Origin of the sequence: Roseburia sp. AF15-21 (genome assembly GCF_003479505.1) — a bacterium.
Taxonomy (GTDB): Bacteria; Bacillota; Clostridia; order Lachnospirales; family Lachnospiraceae; genus Roseburia_C; species Roseburia_C amylophila.
The window spans coordinates 565,036-584,937 of sequence record NZ_QUHG01000001.1 but is presented as its reverse complement, the minus strand read 5'-3'; the positions used below and the strand labels follow the sequence as shown (position 1 = coordinate 584,937).

The following is a 19,902-nucleotide window of genomic DNA, read 5'->3' as shown; positions in this document are numbered from 1 at the left end:
GATTCTTTTTTGCTTTACAGGAAATTTCTTTCCTGTAAAGTAAAAAACGCTCCGCGAGGATGCACACTGCGGCGTATAAGGTAGATGTCGCAAGCGACCGCCGCAGGCGGCTTGCAAAGCGTGTTTCCCGTAGTTTGCGGGCAGCAACGACAGTTAGAAGGAGAAAACAGTGAGCAGATTACATGAATTTGAAGAAGTGATAGGATATCATTTCAACAATCAGGGATTATTAAGACAGGCATTAACCCATAGTTCCTATGCCAATGAAAGACATATGAAGAAGCACTCAGATAATGAGCGGTTGGAATTCTTAGGCGATGCAGTGCTTGAGGTTACATCCAGTGAATTCTTATACCAGAAGTATCCGGATTATTCGGAAGGTGAACTGACCAAGCTCCGGGCAAGCCTTGTGTGTGAGCCGACACTGGCATTTTGTACCAGAGCAATTGATTTGGGAAAATATCTGTATCTGGGAAAAGGAGAGGATTTAACAGGAGGAAGAAATCGGAAATCCATTCTTTCGGATGCATTGGAAGCAGTAATAGGAGCAATTTTTCTGGATGGTGGTTTTGCTAATGCAAAAGAGTTTGTGTTAAAATACATTCTGACAGACATTGAGCACAAACAGCTCTTTTATGATAGCAAGACTATCCTGCAGGAGATAGTACAGGCAGGATATAATGAAGAACTGAATTATCAGTTGATCCGGGAAGAAGGACCGGATCATGATAAGCGGTTTGTGGTAGAAGCCAGAATCGGAGTAAAGTCCATTGGAGAGGGAATGGGACATACAAAGAAAGCAGCAGAACAGGAAGCTGCATATCAGGCGCTGCTTAAGCTGAAACAGCAGGAGAATAAGCGCTCTTAAACGGAGGAAGTTATGTATCTCAAAAGTATTGAAATTCACGGTTTTAAATCATTTGCAAATAAAATTGTATTTGATTTTCACAACGGAATCACAGGCATTGTGGGGCCAAACGGTAGTGGAAAAAGTAATGTTGCGGACGCAGTGCGCTGGGTATTGGGAGAACAGAGTGCCAAGCAGCTACGTGGTGCAAGCATGCAGGATGTTATTTTTGCGGGAACAGAGAATCGTAAGCCATTAAGTTATGCATATGTTGCGATTACATTAGACAATGCAGACCATCAGCTTGCGGTAGATTATTCAGAAGTAACGGTAGCCCGAAGAGTATACCGTTCCGGAGAAAGTGAATATCTTATCAATGGCAATCCATGCCGTCTGAAGGATGTAAGCGAGCTTTTTTATGATACCGGTATCGGTAAAGAAGGTTATTCTATTATCGGACAGGGTCAGATTGAGCGAATCTTAAGCGGTAAGCCGGAGGAAAGAAGAGAACTTTTCGATGAAGCGGCAGGAATTGTAAAATATAAGAGAAGAAAAGTAACCGCCCAGAAGAAATTAGAAAGTGAGCGGGAGAACCTGGTACGTGTCAATGACATTTTGACAGAGTTGGAGCGTCAGGTAGGACCGTTGGAGAAACAGTCAGAGACCGCAAGAATCTATCTTAAGAAAAAGGAAGAGTTAAAGACCTTGGATGTTAACATGTTCCTTTTAGAGATGGAGCGGATTGAGACCCAGACCAAAGAAGTAGAAGAAAAGTTTAAAATTGCAGATACCCAGTTAAAAGAAGACAACGAGGCATACGAGAATATCAAAGCGGAGTATGAGAAAAAAGAGCAGGACATGGAAGAAATGGATGCGAAAATCACAGAAATCCGCGAAGAACTCAGCAATACCAATGTCATGAAGGGAAAACTGGAAGGTCAGATTAATGTATTAAATGAGCAGATTAAGGCTGCACAGATGACAGATGACAGCTTAAAAGCACGTTTGGAGCAGTTAGAAAGTGACCGGAAAGAAAGAAAAGAACAGCAGGAGCATTATCTTGCACAGAAGCAGGAAATTGACAGCCAGGTAGCAGAGATTGAAGCACGCAAGCAGGCAGCTTCTGATGAGCTAGAAAAAATTCAGAAGGAAATTGCCCGCTGTACACAGGGCATCGAAGAAGGCAAGAATGAGATTATTGAGATTCTGAATAATAAAGCTTCCACAAAAGCAAAATTACAGAAATTCGATACCATGGCAGAGCAGGTAAATATCCGCAAAGCCCAGTTGAATCAGCGTCTCTTAAAGCGTAAAAGCGAAGAAGCAGATTTGCAGAGTGTATTGTCAGAATATCAGGACAAATTAGCAGAAGTAAGTCGTGAGATTGAAGCATTAAAGGCAAAAGAAAAAGAGACCGCAGACTTAATTCAAAGCTGGCGTAAGAAAACAGCAGAGAACCGGAGTGCCTTAGAAAAAGCAACTATTGATTATAATAAGGGAGAATCCCGTCTTGAGACCTTAAAAAATATTGCAGAGCGTTATGAAGGCTATGGAAACAGTATCCGTAAGGTAATGGAGCAGAAGGATAAGGAAGGCGGAATCCTCGGCGTTGTGGCAGACCTTATTCAGGTGGACAAGAAGTATGAGACAGCCATTGAAGTTGCACTCAGTGGAAATATCCAGAACATTGTTACGAAAGACGAGCAGACAGCAAAGAAAATGATTGCTTATCTGAAACAGAATCGTCTGGGACGTGCCACATTCCTGCCGTTGACCAGTGTTACCGGTAAGGATAACAGCAAGCAGGATGTATTCTTAAAAGAAGAAGGCGTAATCGGAAAGGCAGATACGCTGGTAAAACATGATGCAAAATTTGACGGTGTAATGTCCTATCTTCTTGGAAGAGTCTTTGTTATGGACTCCATTGACCATGCGTTGGCACTGGCGAAGAAGAGCCATTATTCTTTACATATGGTAACCTTGGAGGGTGAGTATTTAAGCCCGGGTGGTTCCATTGCCGGTGGTGCCTTTAAGAATACCGGTAATCTTCTGGGAAGAAAACGCGAAATTGACGATTTGACGAAGAGACTGGAAGAACTGAAGAAAACCATTGCATCCTGCAAGGAGCGGAGCGAAGAAATCCGCACTGCACAGGAACTTGCCATGCAGGATATGGAAAAGGTACGGACTGATTTACAGGAACAGTATTTACAGCAGAATACAGCCAGGATGAATGTAGACCGTACCTTGCAGCAGAAGAATGAAAGCGAGAGCGTATTTGAAGGTTTAAAGAATGAGAGCCAGGATATTGAAGAACAGTTGACGGATATTAAGAAGGGCAAGGAACGTACGGAAGAGGAAATCAAAGAAGCAGAAGTACGGGAAGAAGAAATCAAAGCCCAGGCAGAGCAGTTCCAGGTAATTTTAGAAGAACAGATGAAACTGGAAGAGGCTGCAACTGAAGCTGTTTCCAAGGTGCAGTTAGAGGAAGCCGGATTCACACAGAAACAGGAATTCATACAGGAAAACTTAGAACGTGTGGAAGAAGAATTAGAGCGTGTATACAAGAATCAGGAGTCTTTGAAGAATCAGTCAGCAGAATCCAAAGAAGATGCAAAACGTCATGAGGCGGACATTGAAGCCATCCGAAAGACCATTCTTGCATCCGATGAGAATTATGCGGCATTGAATCAGAAGCTTTCTGAGAGCATTGTTGCAAAAGAACAGATGTCAGCAGAGTATAAGGGATTCTTTGAACGAAGAGAAGAGATTTCCAAGCGGATTGCAAATCTTGACAAAGAGATTTTCCGACTGAACAGCCAGAGAGAGAAGTTAGAAGAGGCAGGTGAATACCAGACCAATTATATGTGGGAGGAATATGAGCTGACTCCGCATAACGCATTGTTGCTTCGCAATGAAGAATATCAGGATTTGCCGGAACTTAAGAAACAGATTTACGGTATCAAGGATGATATCCGAAAATTGGGTGATGTCAATGTCAATGCCATTGAAGAATATAAAGAAATCAGTGAACGTTATACGTTTTTAAAGACGCAGCATGATGATTTAGTAGAAGCAGAGCAGACGCTGGTGGGTATCATTGAAGATCTGGATACCGGAATGCGCAAGCAGTTTACCGAGAAGTTTGCGGAAATCCAGCATGAATTTGACAAGGCATTTAAGGATCTCTTTGGTGGTGGTAAAGGAACCTTAGAGTTAGTCGAGGATGAGGACATCTTAGAGTGCGGCATCCGTATTATTGCGCAGCCACCTGGAAAGAAGCTGCAGAACATGATGCAGTTGTCCGGTGGAGAGAAATCGTTGACAGCCATTGCACTGTTATTTGCAATTCAGAACTTAAAGCCATCCCCATTCTGTCTTTTAGACGAGATTGAGGCAGCGTTAGATGATTCTAACGTAGGACGTTTTGCAAAATATCTGCATAAATTAACGAAGAATACGCAGTTTATTATCATTACGCACCGAAGAGGAACCATGGCAGCAGCCGACCGCCTGTACGGAATTACCATGCAGGAGAAGGGTGTATCCACACTGGTAAGTGTAAATCTGATTGAAGAAGATTTAGATAAATAAGAGAAATGAACAGAGAAAGAAGTGACAAGATGGAAGAAGAAAAGAAAGAGAAAAAAGGCTTTTTTGCCCGCCTTGTATCAGGATTAACCAAGACAAGAGATAACATTGTATCCGGTATTGATTCTGTATTTCATGGATTTTCACATATTGATGATGATTTCTATGAAGAAATCGAAGAGATTCTGATTATGGGAGACCTTGGTGTACATGCCACAGAGGCAATTTTGGACAAGTTAAAGGAACGTGTCAAAGAAGAAAAAATCAAAGAGCCGGCAGACTGTAAAGAGCTTCTGATTCAGAGTATCAAAGAGCAGATGGATGTAGGCGAGACTGCATACCGCTTCGAGGAAGAAAAATCTGTCGTTTTAGTCATTGGTGTAAACGGAGTCGGAAAGACAACCTCTGTTGGCAAGCTGGCAGGTAAATTAAAGAGTCAGGGTAAACGCGTGGTTTTAGCTGCGGCAGATACCTTCCGTGCAGCGGCAGGAGACCAGTTAAAGGAATGGGCGAACCGTGCCGGAGTAGACATGATTGGCGGTCAGGAGGGTGCTGACCCGGGCTCTGTGGTATACGATGCAGTAGCAGCTGCGAAAGCAAGAAAGGCAGATGTTCTTTTGTGTGATACTGCCGGACGGCTTCATAACAAGAAAAACCTGATGGAAGAACTTCGCAAAATCAACCGTATTCTGGAAAAAGAGTATTCTGATGCATACCGTGAGACCTTGGTAGTATTGGATGCCACAACCGGACAGAATGCACTGGCACAGGCAAGACAGTTTGCAGAGGTGGCAGACATTACCGGAATTATTTTAACGAAAATGGATGGAACCGCAAAAGGTGGTATCGCAGTTGCCATTCAGTCAGAACTTGGCATCCCTGTAAAGTATATCGGTGTCGGTGAAACCATAGATGATTTACAGAAATTTGATTCCGGGCAGTTTGTAAATGCATTGTTTGATGTAAAGGAAGATTCGGGAGAAGAAGGAGAGACAGAATGTTAACATTAGATAAATTTGAAGAAGCAAGTGAAAAAGTAAAAGAAGTAACTTTGGAGACCAAATTAATTTACAGCAATTATTTGAGTGAGCAGACCGGTAACAAAGTATATCTGAAACCAGAAAATATGCAGTTTACCGGAGCATATAAGGTACGTGGTGCCTATTATAAAATCAGCACTTTATCCGAAGAAGAAAGAGAGAGGGGACTGATTACCGCTTCCGCAGGAAACCATGCCCAGGGTGTTGCCTATGCAGCAAAATGCTATGGCTGTAAAGCAACCATCGTTATGCCAACCACAACACCACTGATTAAAGTAAACCGTACCAAGAGCTATGGTGCTGATGTAGTACTTTATGGAGATGTTTATGATGAAGCATGTGCACATGCTTATGAACTGGCTGAGAAGCATGGATATACCTTTATCCATCCTTTTGATGATTTGACGGTTGCAACCGGTCAGGGAACCATAGCCATGGAAATCTTTAAAGAACTTCCACTGGTTGAGTATATTTTAGTTCCAATCGGAGGAGGCGGACTGGCAACCGGTGTTTCCACTCTTGCCAAATTACTGAATCCAAAGATTAAAGTGATTGGTGTAGAACCGGCTGGAGCAAATTGTATGCAGGCTTCCTTTAAGGAGGGTAAGGTTACAACACTTCCGGCAGTGAATACCATTGCAGATGGTACCGCAGTAAAGACTCCGGGAGAAAAAATCTTCCCATATATTCAGAAGAACTTAGACGATATCATCACCGTAAGTGATGATGAACTGGTCGTATCTTTCCTTGATATGGTAGAAAACCATAAGATGGTGGTAGAGAACTCTGGTTTACTTACCGTTGCCGCATTAAAGCATCTGAATGTGAAAGACAAACGGGTCGTATCCATCCTGAGCGGTGGAAACATGGATGTCATTACCATGTCTTCCGTTGTTCAGCAGGGACTTATTTTCCGTGACAGAATCTTTACTGTATCTGTACTGCTTCCGGATAAGCCGGGTGAGCTTTGTAAAGTGTCCGGAATCATCGCAAGAGAGCAGGGAAATGTTATCAAGCTGGAGCATAACCAGTTTGTAACAACCAACCGTACCGCGGCAGTTGAACTTCGCATTACATTAGAGTGCTTTGGACCGGAGCATAAACAGCAGATTATCAATGCTTTGGAAAAAGAAGGCTATAAACCAAAACAGGTTCGTACCAGCCTGTAAGGGACGTTTATTGGAAAAGGATATTTTTCAATTTCTTTGCAGACAGAAGAAAAAAGTATAGTTTGTAATAAAATAGAAAAAGCCGCATTGGAGAGGAAGAAAAACTTCAGCTCTGATGCGGCTTTTGGAATGGTAGATTATAATTTCTCCGGCGTAAATACACCGATATCATTTCCGGTTCCGCTAAGTGGCATCTGATAACAGACAGAGTCATTGCCGTATTCATAGAAGTAAAGGTACTGTGAGGTGGTATGTAATGCGGTATAATTACCGGATATCAGTAATTCCTCATTGCTTCCGTCGGTGAGACAGCGGTAGATACCGGCACCCTCGCCATTTTTCTGATAATAGATATAATCCCCGGTGACGTTGTAGCAGTCAATTCTGGATGGGATGATAAGGTTGGCAGTACCGCTGCTTAAGGAATAAGTGCTTAGTCCATAATCGTTGTCTCCATCCATGTAATAAGCCGTGTCATTGATTACAGTCGGTTCATAACAGGTGCAGCTATAGAGTGTAGCAACAGAGTTGTCGGCAGTATCAAGCTGCAGGAGAGAGTGGGAATCGTTTTCGCCATTAAAGTACATATACTGTCCATTAGAGGAGCAGGTCTTATAAGGAAACTTAGAAACCTGTTCTTTTTTTGTTCCGTCGATTTTTACCCGATACAGGGTAGAAGCCGTTTCTTTGTCATAGTGGATATAGTAAATATAATTTCCGTACAGTCCGGCATAAAGACTTGGGTCGTCATCTAAAATGGTAACCCTGCCTCCATCACGGTTGATACGGCATAAGCTGTTAGTTCCAAAATTCAGAAAAGAGAAATTAGTATCCTTACTCTTGTTGTTTCGGATATAGTAAACATAGTGATCATCTGCATTGATATAAGAGACGTTATCATCGGAAAGCTTCTTCATATCAGAACCATCAGGATTCATGGAATAGAGTCGGTGGTTATCGGAAGGATTACTGAAGAAAACAGTGCCGTTACTTTCACAGAAAAGTCCACCGTTATAAAGATTACCGGCAGAATTTCCATTGACATAACCGGAATTCATTTTTGTGCGGTTAAGAAAATGAATCAGACAAAACACTGTAATCAGAATAAGAATAATTGCAATCGTGATAAAGAGCTGTTTTTTTCGTTTGTTTTTCATAAGAATCCTCCTTTGATGTTATATGTAATCAGACGATTGTGAAATTTGGAAATATGACAGGAAAGAACTTTCCTATAACATTTCCAAATTCCACAATTCTTACGATAAAAATTATAACTTTCTTTCGGGAAACTTGCAACCGAAATGGGAATGGTATATGATAGAAAAAAATAATAAGGTGAAAGATAACAATGAAAGATTTAAAAGAGATAAGAGCAGAAATTGACAGCGTGGACAAAGAGCTGGTGTCACTGTATGAAAAACGTATGGCACTGACCGAACAGGTGGCAGATTATAAGCTTTCTACCGGGAAAAAAGTCTTTGATAAGGCAAGGGAAGAAGAGAAGTTAGAAAAGGTAACTTCCATGGTAGATGACCCGTTTTTAAAGCGTGGAACAAGAGAACTTTTTGAACATCTGATGAGCATGAGCAGAAAACGGCAGTATCAGAAGCTGGCAGAAAAAGGCATTATGGAGCCGATACCATTTGAAGAGGTAGCGGCACTTCCGGATAAAAATATAAGAATCGTATATCAGGGAGAAGAGGGCGCATACAGCCAGATGGCAATGCAGCAGTTTTTCCATGATACCACAAACAGTTATCATGTGCAGACCTGGCGGGATGCCATGGAAGCAATCGCAAAAGGAGAAGCAGATTATGCAGTGCTTCCGATTGAAAATTCTTCTGCCGGAATTGTGTCAGAAAATTATGATTTGCTGGTAGAATATGATAATTGTATCGTGGGAGAACAGATTATTCCAATAGACCACTGCCTGCTCGGAACGAAAGGCTCAAAGCTATCTGATATTGAACAGGTATATTCCCATCCGCAGGCACTGATGCAGTGCGGCAGATATTTGGACGAGCATCGGAACTGGGAAAAACACAGCTTTAAGAATACTGCCATGGCAGCAAAAAAAGTAAAAGAAGATGGTCTCCTAAGACAGGCAGCCATTGCCAGTCGTCTTACTGCCGATATTTACAGGCTTGATATATTGGACGAGCATATCCAGGATAACAGCAATAACTGTACAAAGTTTGTCATTGTAACCGGCCGTAAGATATTCTTAAAGAATGCCGGAAAAATCAGTATCTGCTTTGAAATTCCGCATGAAAGTGGATCTCTTTATCATATGTTATCCCATTTTATTTTTAATGATTTGAACATGAATAAGATAGAATCAAGACCATTAGGAGAGCGGAACTGGGAATATCGTTTCTTTATTGACTTTGAAGGAAATTTAAATGAGAGTGCAGTAAAGAATGCATTGCATGGAATCAAAGAAGAAGCTGAAAACTTTAAAATTCTTGGAAATTATTAGAAAGACAGGTAAGACATTAAGATGAAACATTCAGGAGAATTAATTTTATATAAGAACTTTGAAAATGGAGAATTATTTTATAATTTTACATGGATTTTGGAAAACTATGATAGTGAATTTTACAATCGGTCTGATATAGTAGAATTGTATTATAGATGTTTGAACCAACTGATTGAACTGGCAGTGAGCCACGGTTTTGAAGGAAATCTGTGGCACTGTTTTCTTGCGTTTATTATGGTGAATAATGAAAATGCCTATAGTACCGCCTGCGAAATGAAAGGAGCAGTAAACGGAAGTATCAATGCGATTGCAGCCCATGATTTTGCTATTTTAAAAGAAATGTTTGATTATAACTTAAATGAAGTGGCAAAGACTCTGGAAATTGATGATATGGATGTGCTTCAGAATTTCAAGGGACCGGATGATAATGGAAGCGTATTTAACAAACGTATCCGTGACTGCATCTGTGAACTGGCTGTAGAACTGGCAGGAGCAAAGGATACCAATGCATTTCAGGACAGCGTAACCGGATTCTATGCAAGATTTGGTGTGGGAAATCTAGGCTTACATAAGGCATTCCGTATCCAGAATACCAATGGTGTTGTAGAACTGGCACCGATTACCAGAATCGCTCATGTGAAACTCGATGACCTGGTAGGCTATGAAATTGCCAAGAAGAAGCTGGTGGATAATACAGAAGCTTTTGTAAAGGGAAAGAGTGCCAATAACTGTCTGTTGTTTGGTGATGCAGGTACCGGTAAATCAACCAGCATAAAGGCAATTGCCAATCAGTATTATGAGCAGGGACTTCGCCTGATTGAAGTTTATAAGCATCAGTTTAAAGATTTGAACACGGTTATTTCCATGATAAAGAACCGTAATTATAAATTTATTATATATATGGATGATTTATCTTTTGAGGAATTTGAAATTGAATACAAATATTTGAAAGCTGTAATTGAAGGTGGGCTGGAGAAGAAACCGGACAATGTGCTGATTTATGCAACCTCAAACCGCAGACATCTGATTCGTGAGAACTTTTCAGATAAAGAGGAAGTGCGTGAGGATATGCATACTTCTGACACCGTACAGGAAAAACTTTCGCTGGTATATCGTTTTGGTGTATCTATTTACTTTGGAGCACCGACCAAGAAAGAATTCCAGCAGATTGTAGTAGAACTGGCAGAAAAGCAGGGAGTACATCTTCCGGCAGAAGAGCTTTTAGCAGAAGCCAACAAATGGGAGTTAAGTCATGGTGGACTTTCCGGAAGAACCGCACAGCAGTTTATCAATTATATGTTAGGACAGGAAGTGTAACAGAAGATTTACACAGGAGGAGGAGCACGGATGAAGACTTTTGCAGCAATTTATATCGGGTCTTATGAAATCAGCATGAAAGTGTTTGAGCTTTCCATTAAGAGAGGAATCCGGGAAATTGACCATGTCCGCCATAGAATAGAATTGGGAAGGGATGTTTATTCCCAGGGATATGTTGGATATGAAACAGCGGATGAATTGTGTCAGGTGCTGAAAGAATTCGTGGGGATTATGGAGATGTATCGGACGGATGAGTATGAAGCATATTCAGGTCTTGTCATCCGGGATGCACAGAACGAAGCATTTATTTTAGACCAGATACGGATTCGAACCGGACTTAATGTGAAAGTGCTGAGCAATTCGGAACATCGTTTTATCAGTTATAAGACGGTGGCATCCCAGAAGAATTTTGAGGATATGACCAGTCAGAATGCAGCAGTAGTTGATGTAGGTGGTGGCAGTATGCAGATAACACTTTTTGTAAAAGGAAAGGTAGTTACCACGCAGCATCTTCTGATTGGAATTATGCGTGTGCAGGAGAAACTCTTTGACCTTGGCATGCAAAGCAGCGGTAATTATGAGCAGCAGATACAGGAAGTCGTAGATAAGGAATTAGAGGTCTTTAAAGCTCTTTATCTGCCAAAGGATGGCATCCGTTATGTTATTTTTATGGGAGATTATATCTCTGCATTTATGCCGAAAATCAGTAAAGAAAATGGCAAATGTATGGTAGATGCGGACAAGTTCTATCGTTATACGGAGAAGCTGAGAGCCAAGAATACAGGACAGATTGCAAGAGAATTAGGAATCACCAACGAGAGTGATGCATTGCTGATTCCGGCACTGGTTATCTATCGTCAGTTAGTTGCTGCATTAAATGCGCAGAATGTTGTTGTTCCGGGTGTGAATGTAAATGATGGTATAGCATATGATTATGCACAGCGGCATAATATGGTGAAAGCAACACATGATTTCGAAGAAGATGTAATATCTGCGGCGGAATGTATGTCCAAAAGATATTTCGGCTATCAGCCACATCTTGAAGCATTAGAGCAGATGGCAGTCCAGATATTTGATGCCATGAAGAAGATTCATGGATTGGGAAACAGAGAGCGGCTGATGCTAAGGACAGCAGCCATTCTCCATGACTGTGGTAAATTTGTCAGTCTGGTTAATGGACCGCAGTGCTCCTATGACATTATTATTTCTTCAGAAATTATTGGATTGACTCATCTGGAGCGTGAAATTGTGGCGTCTACGGTACTTTATAATACACTACCGATAGACAGCTATGACAGACTGGCAGATAAGATGGATCATGACAGTTATCTTACCGTAGCCAAGCTTGCAGCTATCCTTAAGGTGGCAAATGCCATGGATAGAAGCCACAAGCAGAAATTTAAGAATGTAAAGACATCTGTTTCCGGAAGAAATCTGATTATTACCATAGAGACGGAAGATGATGTGACCTTGGAAAAGGGACTGTTTGAGTCCAAGGCGTCCTTCTTTGAAGAAGTATTCAGTATGAAACCGGTGATTAAAGTGAAAAAGGTCTATAGTTAGGAGAGTATGCGAATGGAAAAATTAAAAGAATATACGAATCCGGAATATTATGAAAACCGTGAGTTGAGCTGGATTAAATTTAATGGCAGAGTATTGAATGAAGCAAGAGACAAATCCATTCCGCTGCTGGAGCGGTTAAAATTTGTCAGCATTACTTCTTCAAATCTGGACGAATTTTTCATGGTACGTGTGGCTTCTTTAAAGGATATGGTACATGCGGGCTATAAGAAAACAGATATTGCCGGTATGACAGCGTCTGAACAGTTAGCAGCCATTAATCATGATACCAGGGAATTGGTAGAACTGCAGTATTCTACTTATAACCGTTCCCTGATTCCGCTATTGAATGCAAGAGGAATCTATATTGTAGATGCCTATGAAGATTTGGAAAATTTTCAGGCAGAATATGTAGACCGTTATTTTGAAGAAAATATATATCCGGTACTGACACCGATGGCAGTGGATGCATCCAGACCATTTCCGTTGATTCGCAATAAGACATTAAACATTGTAGCTTTACTGGAAGAAAATCCGAAGAAGGATGACCTCCTTGGCAAAGAAGAAGAGAAGAAGCTTAAGGCAGAGGGGAAGAAGGGCGGAACCATCTATGAATATGCAACCGTTCAGGTGCCATCTGTATTACCAAGGCTGATTCCAATTCCATCCGTAAAGGAAGGCGAGAAATCCTTTATCCTGTTGGAGCAGATTATTGAGAAGAATATTTCCAAATTGTTCTTAGGCCATAAAGTGGTCTGTGCTTATCCGTATCGTATTATGCGTAATGCGGACCTTTCCTTTGATGAGGACGAAGCAGAGGATTTACTGAAAGAAATTGAAAAATCCCTAAAGAAACGGCAGTGGGGCGAAGTTATCCGGCTGGAAGTGGAATATGGCATTGATAAGCGTCTGCTGGCATTTTTAAAGGATGAACTTCGGGTAGAGTCAGAGGATGATATCTTTAAAATCAATGGACCGATTGATTTGACTTACCTGATGAAGATGTATGGACTGGAAGGCTGTGATGATTTACGTTACAAACCATATACGCCACAGCCGGTGCCGCAGATCCAGCAGGGAGAGAGTATCTTTGATGCGATTAAAAAAGGTGATATTTTACTGCATCATCCATACCAGACCTTTGATCCGGTAGTCGAATTTATCCGTCAGGCAGCCAAAGATCCGGATGTACTGGCAATCAAACAGACACTTTACCGTGTCAGCGGCAATTCGCCAATCATTGCATCGCTGGCGCAGGCAGCAGAAAATGGCAAACAGGTATCTGTTCTGGTAGAATTAAAAGCCCGTTTCGATGAGGAAAATAATATTGTCTGGGCAAAAAAATTAGAGAAAGCAGGCTGCCATGTCATCTATGGTCTGGTGGGCTTAAAGACCCACAGCAAGATTGCACTGGTCGTAAGAAGAGAAGAAGAAGGCATCTGCCGTTATGTACATCTTGGAACCGGAAACTATAACGATTCCACTGCAAAGCTGTACACAGACTGTGGTATCTTTACCTGTTCGGAAGCAATCGGAGAAGATGCAACAGCAGTATTTAATATGTTATCCGGTTATTCTGAACCGCTGTCCTGGAACCGGCTGGTGGTAGCACCAATCTGGCTGCGGAAGCGTTTCTTGAAATTAATTGAGCGTGAAACAAAATACGCCAGGGCGGGAAAGACAGCCAAAATTGTTGCCAAGATGAATTCTCTTTGTGACCGTGATATTATTGCAGCTTTGTATGAAGCATCAGCAGCGGGAGTGCAGATTGATCTGGTGGTACGTGGAATCTGCTGCCTGAAGGTAGGCATTCCAAAGATCAGTGAAAATATCAGAGTGCGTTCCATTGTAGGAAATTTCTTGGAGCACAGCAGAATTTTCTATTTCTATAATGATGGACAGGAAGAAATTTACATGGGAAGTGCTGACTGGATGCCGCGTAACTTAGACCGCCGTGTAGAGATTATTTTCCCCGTAGAAAATGAAGAGTTAAAGCATAAAGTAATGCATATTCTGGATGTGGAACTGGCAGATAATACGAAAGCACATCTCCTTCAGAAGGATGGCACCTATGAAAAGGTTGACAAACGTGGAAAGGTACTGGTGAATTCACAGCTGCAGTTCTGCAGGGAAGCAGAAGAAGCAGCACCAAAGCCTGCAGATGTGGTAAAAGACCGTATTTTTATTCCGGCAGAACCGGTAGAGGACTAAAGAAATCAGACACTTTTGCCGATATATAATATGAAACCATTGAAATAAAGCTCCAGGGAGGGGATTGTCGCATACGGATATGACGGTTATTTTAAGGTTCCGGTTGTTTTGCTCGTTCATGAGCAGGCAAGACAGCAGAATAGAGGGTATTCGGATGAATCCAGCCGGAAAAAATGTTCCGAAAATGAATTTGAACGAATCTTTCGAAATGCATTAGACGAGGTGAAAGACAAAAAATAGAAAGTATCTATAAAGAGGGACTGTTGTTTTACAGAAATTGTAAAATGACAGTCCCTCTTGGTGTACATGAGTAGTAAGCTATCTGCAATGCAGCGCATTTTTAATATCCGATAAAATATAATAAGGAATCGGCATATGTCTCGTTCCGTTTCCCATGGAAATATAAGGTTTGTTACTTCCGTGGAAGTCAGAGCCACCAGAAATAAGCAGATGATATTTTTGTGCAAGCTTCTTGATGTTCTGTTCGTCACCAAGCTGGTAGCTGGAATAGACGGCTTCAATACCATCTAAATGGCTTTCTTCTACCAGTGTCTGAACCAGAGCGTCCAATCGGTCTGCATTCATGCGATAGAGTACCGGATGGGCTAAAATGGCAAGACCACCGGCATGATGAATCAGGGAAATACCTTCCTGCGGAGTGATTTTAGGACGGTCTACATAATAAGGACAGTCATCCCCGATATATTTACTGAATACTGCATTCATATCTTTGGCAAGACCATGATTTACAAGGTATCTTGCAATATGTGCCCTTGTAATGACTGCATCCGGAAATTCTCTGATAAGACTGTCATAATCAATGGCAAAGTGTGCCTCCTGCTGCAGTTTATCAACCATCAGGCGGTTGCGGTCTGTGCGGGAAGAACGGAATGCATTTAATTTATCATTAAATACTTTATCGTCCGGGTTAATATATAGCCCGACCATATGGATTTCACGATCATCCAGTTCACAGGAGAGTTCAACACCGGCAATGACTTCCGGTGCATCCGGGGAGTTAAGCCGCAAGGTTTCTTCCTGTGCTTCTTTAATACCATCGATACAGTCGTGGTCAGTAAGGGCAAAGGCATATATCGAATGACGTCTGGCTTCATGAACCAGCTCAGATGGAGTAAAAGTTCCGTCAGAGCAGGTTGAATGTACATGTAAATCAATAAATCCTGTTTCCATGGTATAATCCTTTCTAACAGCTCGAAACAATTATTTTTTAGAATTATTTATGAATATGATTATAAGAGTAATCTTTCGTTTTGACAATCCGGAAGAAATGAGAAAAATCTTTTGCGTATAAAAACAAAGTCCTTTATACTGCAATTAGGAAAAATAATCTGCAGGGGGGCAGGAAGCATGAAAAAAATTTTAGAAGTAAGTATGCTTGGAACATTTCGAATGCAATATGGAAATCATTCCTTTATCATAGACCGGAAATCAACGACAAAGACGAACCGGCTGCTTCAGATTATTCTGCATGCGGGTACAGAAGGGGTAACAAGGGAAGAACTGGTGGGAAGACTATGGGAAAATGAGGAGGTCGCAAACCCATCCAACAGTTTCCGGGCAATTCTTTTCCGGGTGCGGAAACTGCTTAAGGAGCAGGGACTGCCGGAGAGCGATTATATTATAAGCCGAAAGGGAGTTTATTACTGGACACCGGAAATTCCGTATCGTTGTGATTGCATTTCTTTTGAAGAGAAGGCAGAGCATGCATTGAAACAGGCGGAAGATTTTGGAAAAACAGAATTAGAGGAAGCAGTCAGGCTGTACCGTGGAGAATTTTTGCCGGCACTGGGAGCATCGGAATGGGTAATTTTCTGGGCAACGAAATACCGGAAATTATATATGTCCTGTGTAAAGAGACTGTGCGGAATTTACAGGGATGAGCAGGAGTATCAGAAATTATATGAGATAGCAGAAAAAGCAGCGGTTCTTTATCCACTGGATGACTGGCAGGTATACCAGATGGAGGCATTGATTGCCATGAAGCGTTCCAAAGAGGCGGTGGCATTATATCATAAGACAGAAGAAATGCTGCTGGCAGAGCTTGGCAGTGAGCCTTCAAAGTCTATGCTGGAACAATTAAAACGAATCAGCAGCTGTGTTACGGAGGATGATGCCACTCATATTCAGGCAATACAGGAGAAGCTGGAAGAAGAGAGAGAGGAAGGAGCATTTTACTGTTCGTATCCTGTTTTCATTGAAAATTACCGCTTTGCAAAACGGGTTTTGCAGCGTACGGGAAAGAGCGCGTGGCTTCTTATGAGCACCATTACCGATGGGAAGGGGTATGCTTCAGAAGGCGGTGTTCATTTCGAATACATCCGGGCAGAACTGGAGCAGGCATTGAAAAACTCCCTGCGCAGCGGTGACCTGTATACCAGATACAGCACAAACCAGTATCTGATACTTTTAATAGGTATTGAAGAAGAAAATTGCGGACTTGTGATAGAAAGAATCAATGACAACATGGAACGGACGGCTGGAAAGAAATATGTGAAATATCATAAAGTATTGGTGAATGGAACAGACGAGTAGATACGAGGAGAAATACAATACAAACAGGAAGATTTAAGTACAATTCGGAAGAATAAAGAAAAAATAGAAAAATATAACGCTTTTTATAACACAGAGTAGGCTATGATTGGTTATACAATTCATAAATTAACAGGAAATGGATAAAATGAATAAAAGGAGAAAAAACATGAGAGTAGCCAAAATGTTGGGAAAAAGAATTACAGCTTTTGTAATGGCAGCATTGATGGTATTGTCCTTATCCGGAATAACCGGGATGACAGTAAAAGCTGCCGAAAAGGATGGTACAATTAAGATGCAGCTGCAGGATACGAAGAAAATCGAGTGTTCTGCATGGATTGCTTACGAAACCAAATGGAGTGTTACCAGTGGAAAAGATAAGGTAACATTAAAAAATACAAATAAGAAAGAGGTATCTGTAACTGCGGATAAGACAGGAACAGTTACCTTGAAGTGCAAGTATAAGAATTATCTCTTTCAATGGAAAACAGAAAAATATACTATTAAAATCAGTAAGAGAACTCCGGTATTTGAAGAGAGCATTTCAAATCTGACTTATAACGGAAAAGTCCAGACACTGAATGCAAAGAACTTTGTAAAGGATGGTCCAAAGAGTGGTATTGCTGGAACCTGTGACAAAGAGATTTTAAATGCAGGAACTTATACTTATACGGTTACAACACCGGCAACAGATGTATATGAGGCAGGAAGCAGGACTTATGCGGTAACTGTAAATAAGGCAGAGGCAGTAATTAAGGAAAAACCATCTGCAACAATCAATCATATGTCCGGAAAACTGAGAGAGTCCCATCTGAATGGCGGAATGGCAGTAGCGGTCAATGATGAGAACCAGGAACTGGAAGGCCATTTTGAGTGGCAGAGCCCGGATGAGACACTGTGGTTTAATACTACCGGAACTGCAATCTTTGAAGATGTAGACCATCATGTAGTATTTGTGCCGGAAGGAGATACAGCAGAGAACTATAAAGAGACGGTATTTATTGTACCGGTAAGAACCTATTTGAAAGCATTGTATGCAAATCTTACAGCCAGTGATTTTGAATATAACGGAAGTAATGACGAGAAGAATTTAAGCTGTGATGCCAATGCATACAGCTGGGGAATTGAGAAGAATCCAAGCATTTCCATTACTTATACTTATTATGATGAGGCAGGAAACAAATTAAGCAAAGCACCGGTGGACGCAGGAACTTATACGGTAATTGCAACAGCCAGTGCAAAGAAATTTGAATCCGCAGACAGTAATGAAGCAGCCTTTACTATCCGGCAGAAAACGTTGACGAATGAAATGGTAACTGCAAAGGATACTGAGTATACTGGAAACACAGTTGCAGTTGTGGTAAAGGATGGAGACAAAACATTAGTAGAAGGAAAAGATTATACTGCAATATACAGTGGAAGTAATCCAAATGCAGGAGAGGCATCAGCAGCAATTACCGGAATCGGTAACTATAAAGGAACGGTAAATACAACCTATACCATTCTTCCGAAAGAAGTGGAAAATGACAGCGTGATTGCAGCTGCAAAGGAAAAATATTATACCGGAAAAGCAGTAACACTCAGTGAAGAAGATGTAACTGTAACTTATAATGGAAAAGTATTAACAGCAGGAACCGATTATACTGTTGGTAATTACAAAGATAATGTAGAAGAGGGAACTGCGCTGGCAACCGTAACCTTTACCGGTAACTATAGTGGAACTGTAAATGTAAGCTTTGGAATCAGTAAGATTCGTGCAAAAGTATATGCCAAATATGGAAATGGAAAACTGCTGCTGTTAAGTGGAAACTGTATTTTAGACCCGGCTGTATTAGAAGAAGCAGCAGATTATGCAACCACAGAGGAAAGCGTAATCCATGGATTCATCTTAGAGGATGAAAATGCAGGTGTAGTGACAACATATACAAAACTTTTCCGCAATACAGAGGGTTATAACGTATATGTAAAAGTAGCAGATACATTTACACAGAAGGCAGAGTTCTACATCCGGAAAGCAGGAACTGTCCGTCCGGAAGGAACAGTTGGTGATGCAACAGCAAATTATGACTATATAGGAAGAGCAGCAGTTTCTTTAAATCAGCTGAAAGTGACAACGGATATGTCTGGTTTTACTGCACCAGCCTCTTTTGATGCAGAAAAGAATTATGATGGAAAGATGCCGGTAACACTTGCATCTGTTTTAGATGCATATGCAGCGAACAGCGGCATTGCAGGGGATGATGCAAGATTCTACCGCATCGAATGGTACCGGATGATTAATCCGAATTCCTGGCATATTGATGGAGAAATTGTTGATAACAGTTATACCGTTACTTTTATGGTAGACGGAAATGTATATCAGGAAGTACGTGAAGTAAAGGGAACGGAAGTTTCTGTAACAGATCCTGTAAAGGCAGAGACAGAGACAACAACCTATGAATTTACCGGCTGGACTTTAGAAGATGGCAGTAAAGTAAATGTTGCAGATTTAAATGATAGTACCGTAGTGTATGCTTCTTTTGATGAAAAGGAGAAAGAAACTGAGCCGACCGAGCCAGTTGGACCGACCGGACCAACCGAACCAACCCAGCCGACTGAGCCGACTGAGCCGACTGAGCCAACCGAACCGACTGAGCCAACCGAACCGACTGAGCCGACCGAGCCAACTGAGCCGACCGAGCCAACCGAACCAACCCAGCCGGCAGAATCAACGGAACCGGCACAGCCGGCAAATCCAGCCCAGCCAGCATCATCAGAAACAGCGGTAACTCCGGCAGATAACAATACACAGCCGGAGACAGCCGTACAGACACCGGTAATCCAGGCACAGACTCCGGTTACACAGACCCAGGTGGCACAGACACCAGTCAGACAGCAGCAGGCAGCACAGCAGCCACAGGATGCAGAAGAACCGGTGGTATTAGAAGATGAAGAGGTTCCACTGGCGAATGTAACGGACGATAATGCAAAACAGGAAGTAACTGCATTAGAAGATGAAGCAGTTCCTCTGGCAGCAAATCCGGCGGGAGAAGATAACTGTATCATCCATTGGATTATGATGATTCTTACGATTGTATTTGCAGGATATAATGTAGTAAGGGCAGTACTTCGTCAGAAGAGAAATGCATAAAGGCAGGA

12 protein-coding genes are annotated in these 19,902 nt (G+C 41.7%); 10 read left to right on the top strand and 2 right to left on the bottom strand.

The window, feature by feature from the left end; all coding sequences use genetic code 11:
- Window positions 1–169: 169 nt before the first annotated feature.
- From rnc to ilvA, 4 genes are read left to right on the top strand one after another with little or no spacing between them, the layout of a single operon-like run.
- Complete coding sequence (gene rnc / locus DWW33_RS02810) at window positions 170–868, top strand: ribonuclease III (RefSeq protein ID WP_117947012.1); 699 nt, start codon at window positions 170–172, stop codon at window positions 866–868.
- A 12-nt stretch (window positions 869–880) separates the two neighbouring features.
- Window positions 881–4,441 (top strand): chromosome segregation protein SMC, encoded by a 3,561-nt coding sequence (gene smc, locus DWW33_RS02805; protein WP_118638789.1) that lies wholly within the window; start codon window positions 881–883, stop codon window positions 4,439–4,441.
- 5 nt (window positions 4,442–4,446) lie between these two features.
- Window positions 4,447–5,442 carry a signal recognition particle-docking protein FtsY gene (gene ftsY / locus DWW33_RS02800; RefSeq protein ID WP_117841210.1) on the top strand — a complete coding sequence of 332 codons (996 nt, stop codon included), beginning with the start codon at window positions 4,447–4,449 and terminating at the stop codon, window positions 5,440–5,442.
- Window positions 5,436–6,647, top strand: coding sequence for a threonine ammonia-lyase (gene ilvA / locus DWW33_RS02795; RefSeq protein WP_022244090.1), 1,212 nt, complete (start codon window positions 5,436–5,438; stop codon window positions 6,645–6,647). The genes ftsY and ilvA overlap by 7 nt, the downstream gene beginning before the upstream one ends.
- Window positions 6,648–6,784: 137 nt before the next feature.
- Here the strand turns inward: ilvA and DWW33_RS02790 are convergent, their stop codons facing one another.
- Entirely contained in the window at window positions 6,785–7,804 is a 1,020-nt protein-coding gene (locus tag DWW33_RS02790; RefSeq protein WP_118638788.1) for a DUF5050 domain-containing protein, read from the bottom strand.
- 191 nt (window positions 7,805–7,995) lie between these two features.
- Here DWW33_RS02790 and pheA point away from each other — a divergent pair, with 191 nt between their 5' ends.
- Genes pheA through DWW33_RS02770 form a run of 4 tightly spaced genes read left to right on the top strand, consistent with a single transcriptional unit; the run spans window position 7,996 to window position 14,214 of the window.
- Entirely contained in the window at window positions 7,996–9,126 is a 1,131-nt protein-coding gene (pheA, locus tag DWW33_RS02785; protein ID WP_022244094.1) for a prephenate dehydratase, read from the top strand.
- A 21-nt stretch (window positions 9,127–9,147) separates the two neighbouring features.
- Entirely contained in the window at window positions 9,148–10,443 is a 1,296-nt protein-coding gene (locus DWW33_RS02780; protein WP_117698734.1) for an ATP-binding protein, read from the top strand.
- A gap of 30 nt (window positions 10,444–10,473) precedes the next feature.
- Window positions 10,474–12,006, top strand: coding sequence for a Ppx/GppA phosphatase family protein (locus tag DWW33_RS02775; RefSeq protein WP_118638787.1), 1,533 nt, complete (start codon window positions 10,474–10,476; stop codon window positions 12,004–12,006).
- A gap of 12 nt (window positions 12,007–12,018) precedes the next feature.
- Complete coding sequence (locus DWW33_RS02770; RefSeq protein WP_117841207.1) at window positions 12,019–14,214, top strand: RNA degradosome polyphosphate kinase; 2,196 nt, start codon at window positions 12,019–12,021, stop codon at window positions 14,212–14,214.
- A gap of 318 nt (window positions 14,215–14,532) precedes the next feature.
- Here the strand turns inward: DWW33_RS02770 and DWW33_RS02765 are convergent, their stop codons facing one another.
- Complete coding sequence (locus DWW33_RS02765; RefSeq protein ID WP_118638786.1) at window positions 14,533–15,405, bottom strand: PHP domain-containing protein; 873 nt, start codon at window positions 15,403–15,405, stop codon at window positions 14,533–14,535.
- A gap of 177 nt (window positions 15,406–15,582) precedes the next feature.
- Between DWW33_RS02765 and DWW33_RS02760 the strand changes: the two genes are divergently transcribed.
- On the top strand, window positions 15,583–16,767 hold the full coding sequence (locus DWW33_RS02760; protein ID WP_117698730.1) for an AfsR/SARP family transcriptional regulator: 1,185 nt from the start codon (window positions 15,583–15,585) through the stop codon (window positions 16,765–16,767).
- Between the two features lie 166 nt (window positions 16,768–16,933).
- Window positions 16,934–19,894, top strand: a complete 2,961-nt coding sequence (locus DWW33_RS15910; RefSeq protein WP_243088490.1) for a hypothetical protein — start codon at window positions 16,934–16,936, stop codon at window positions 19,892–19,894.
- The last annotated feature ends 8 nt before the right edge of the window (window positions 19,895–19,902 follow it).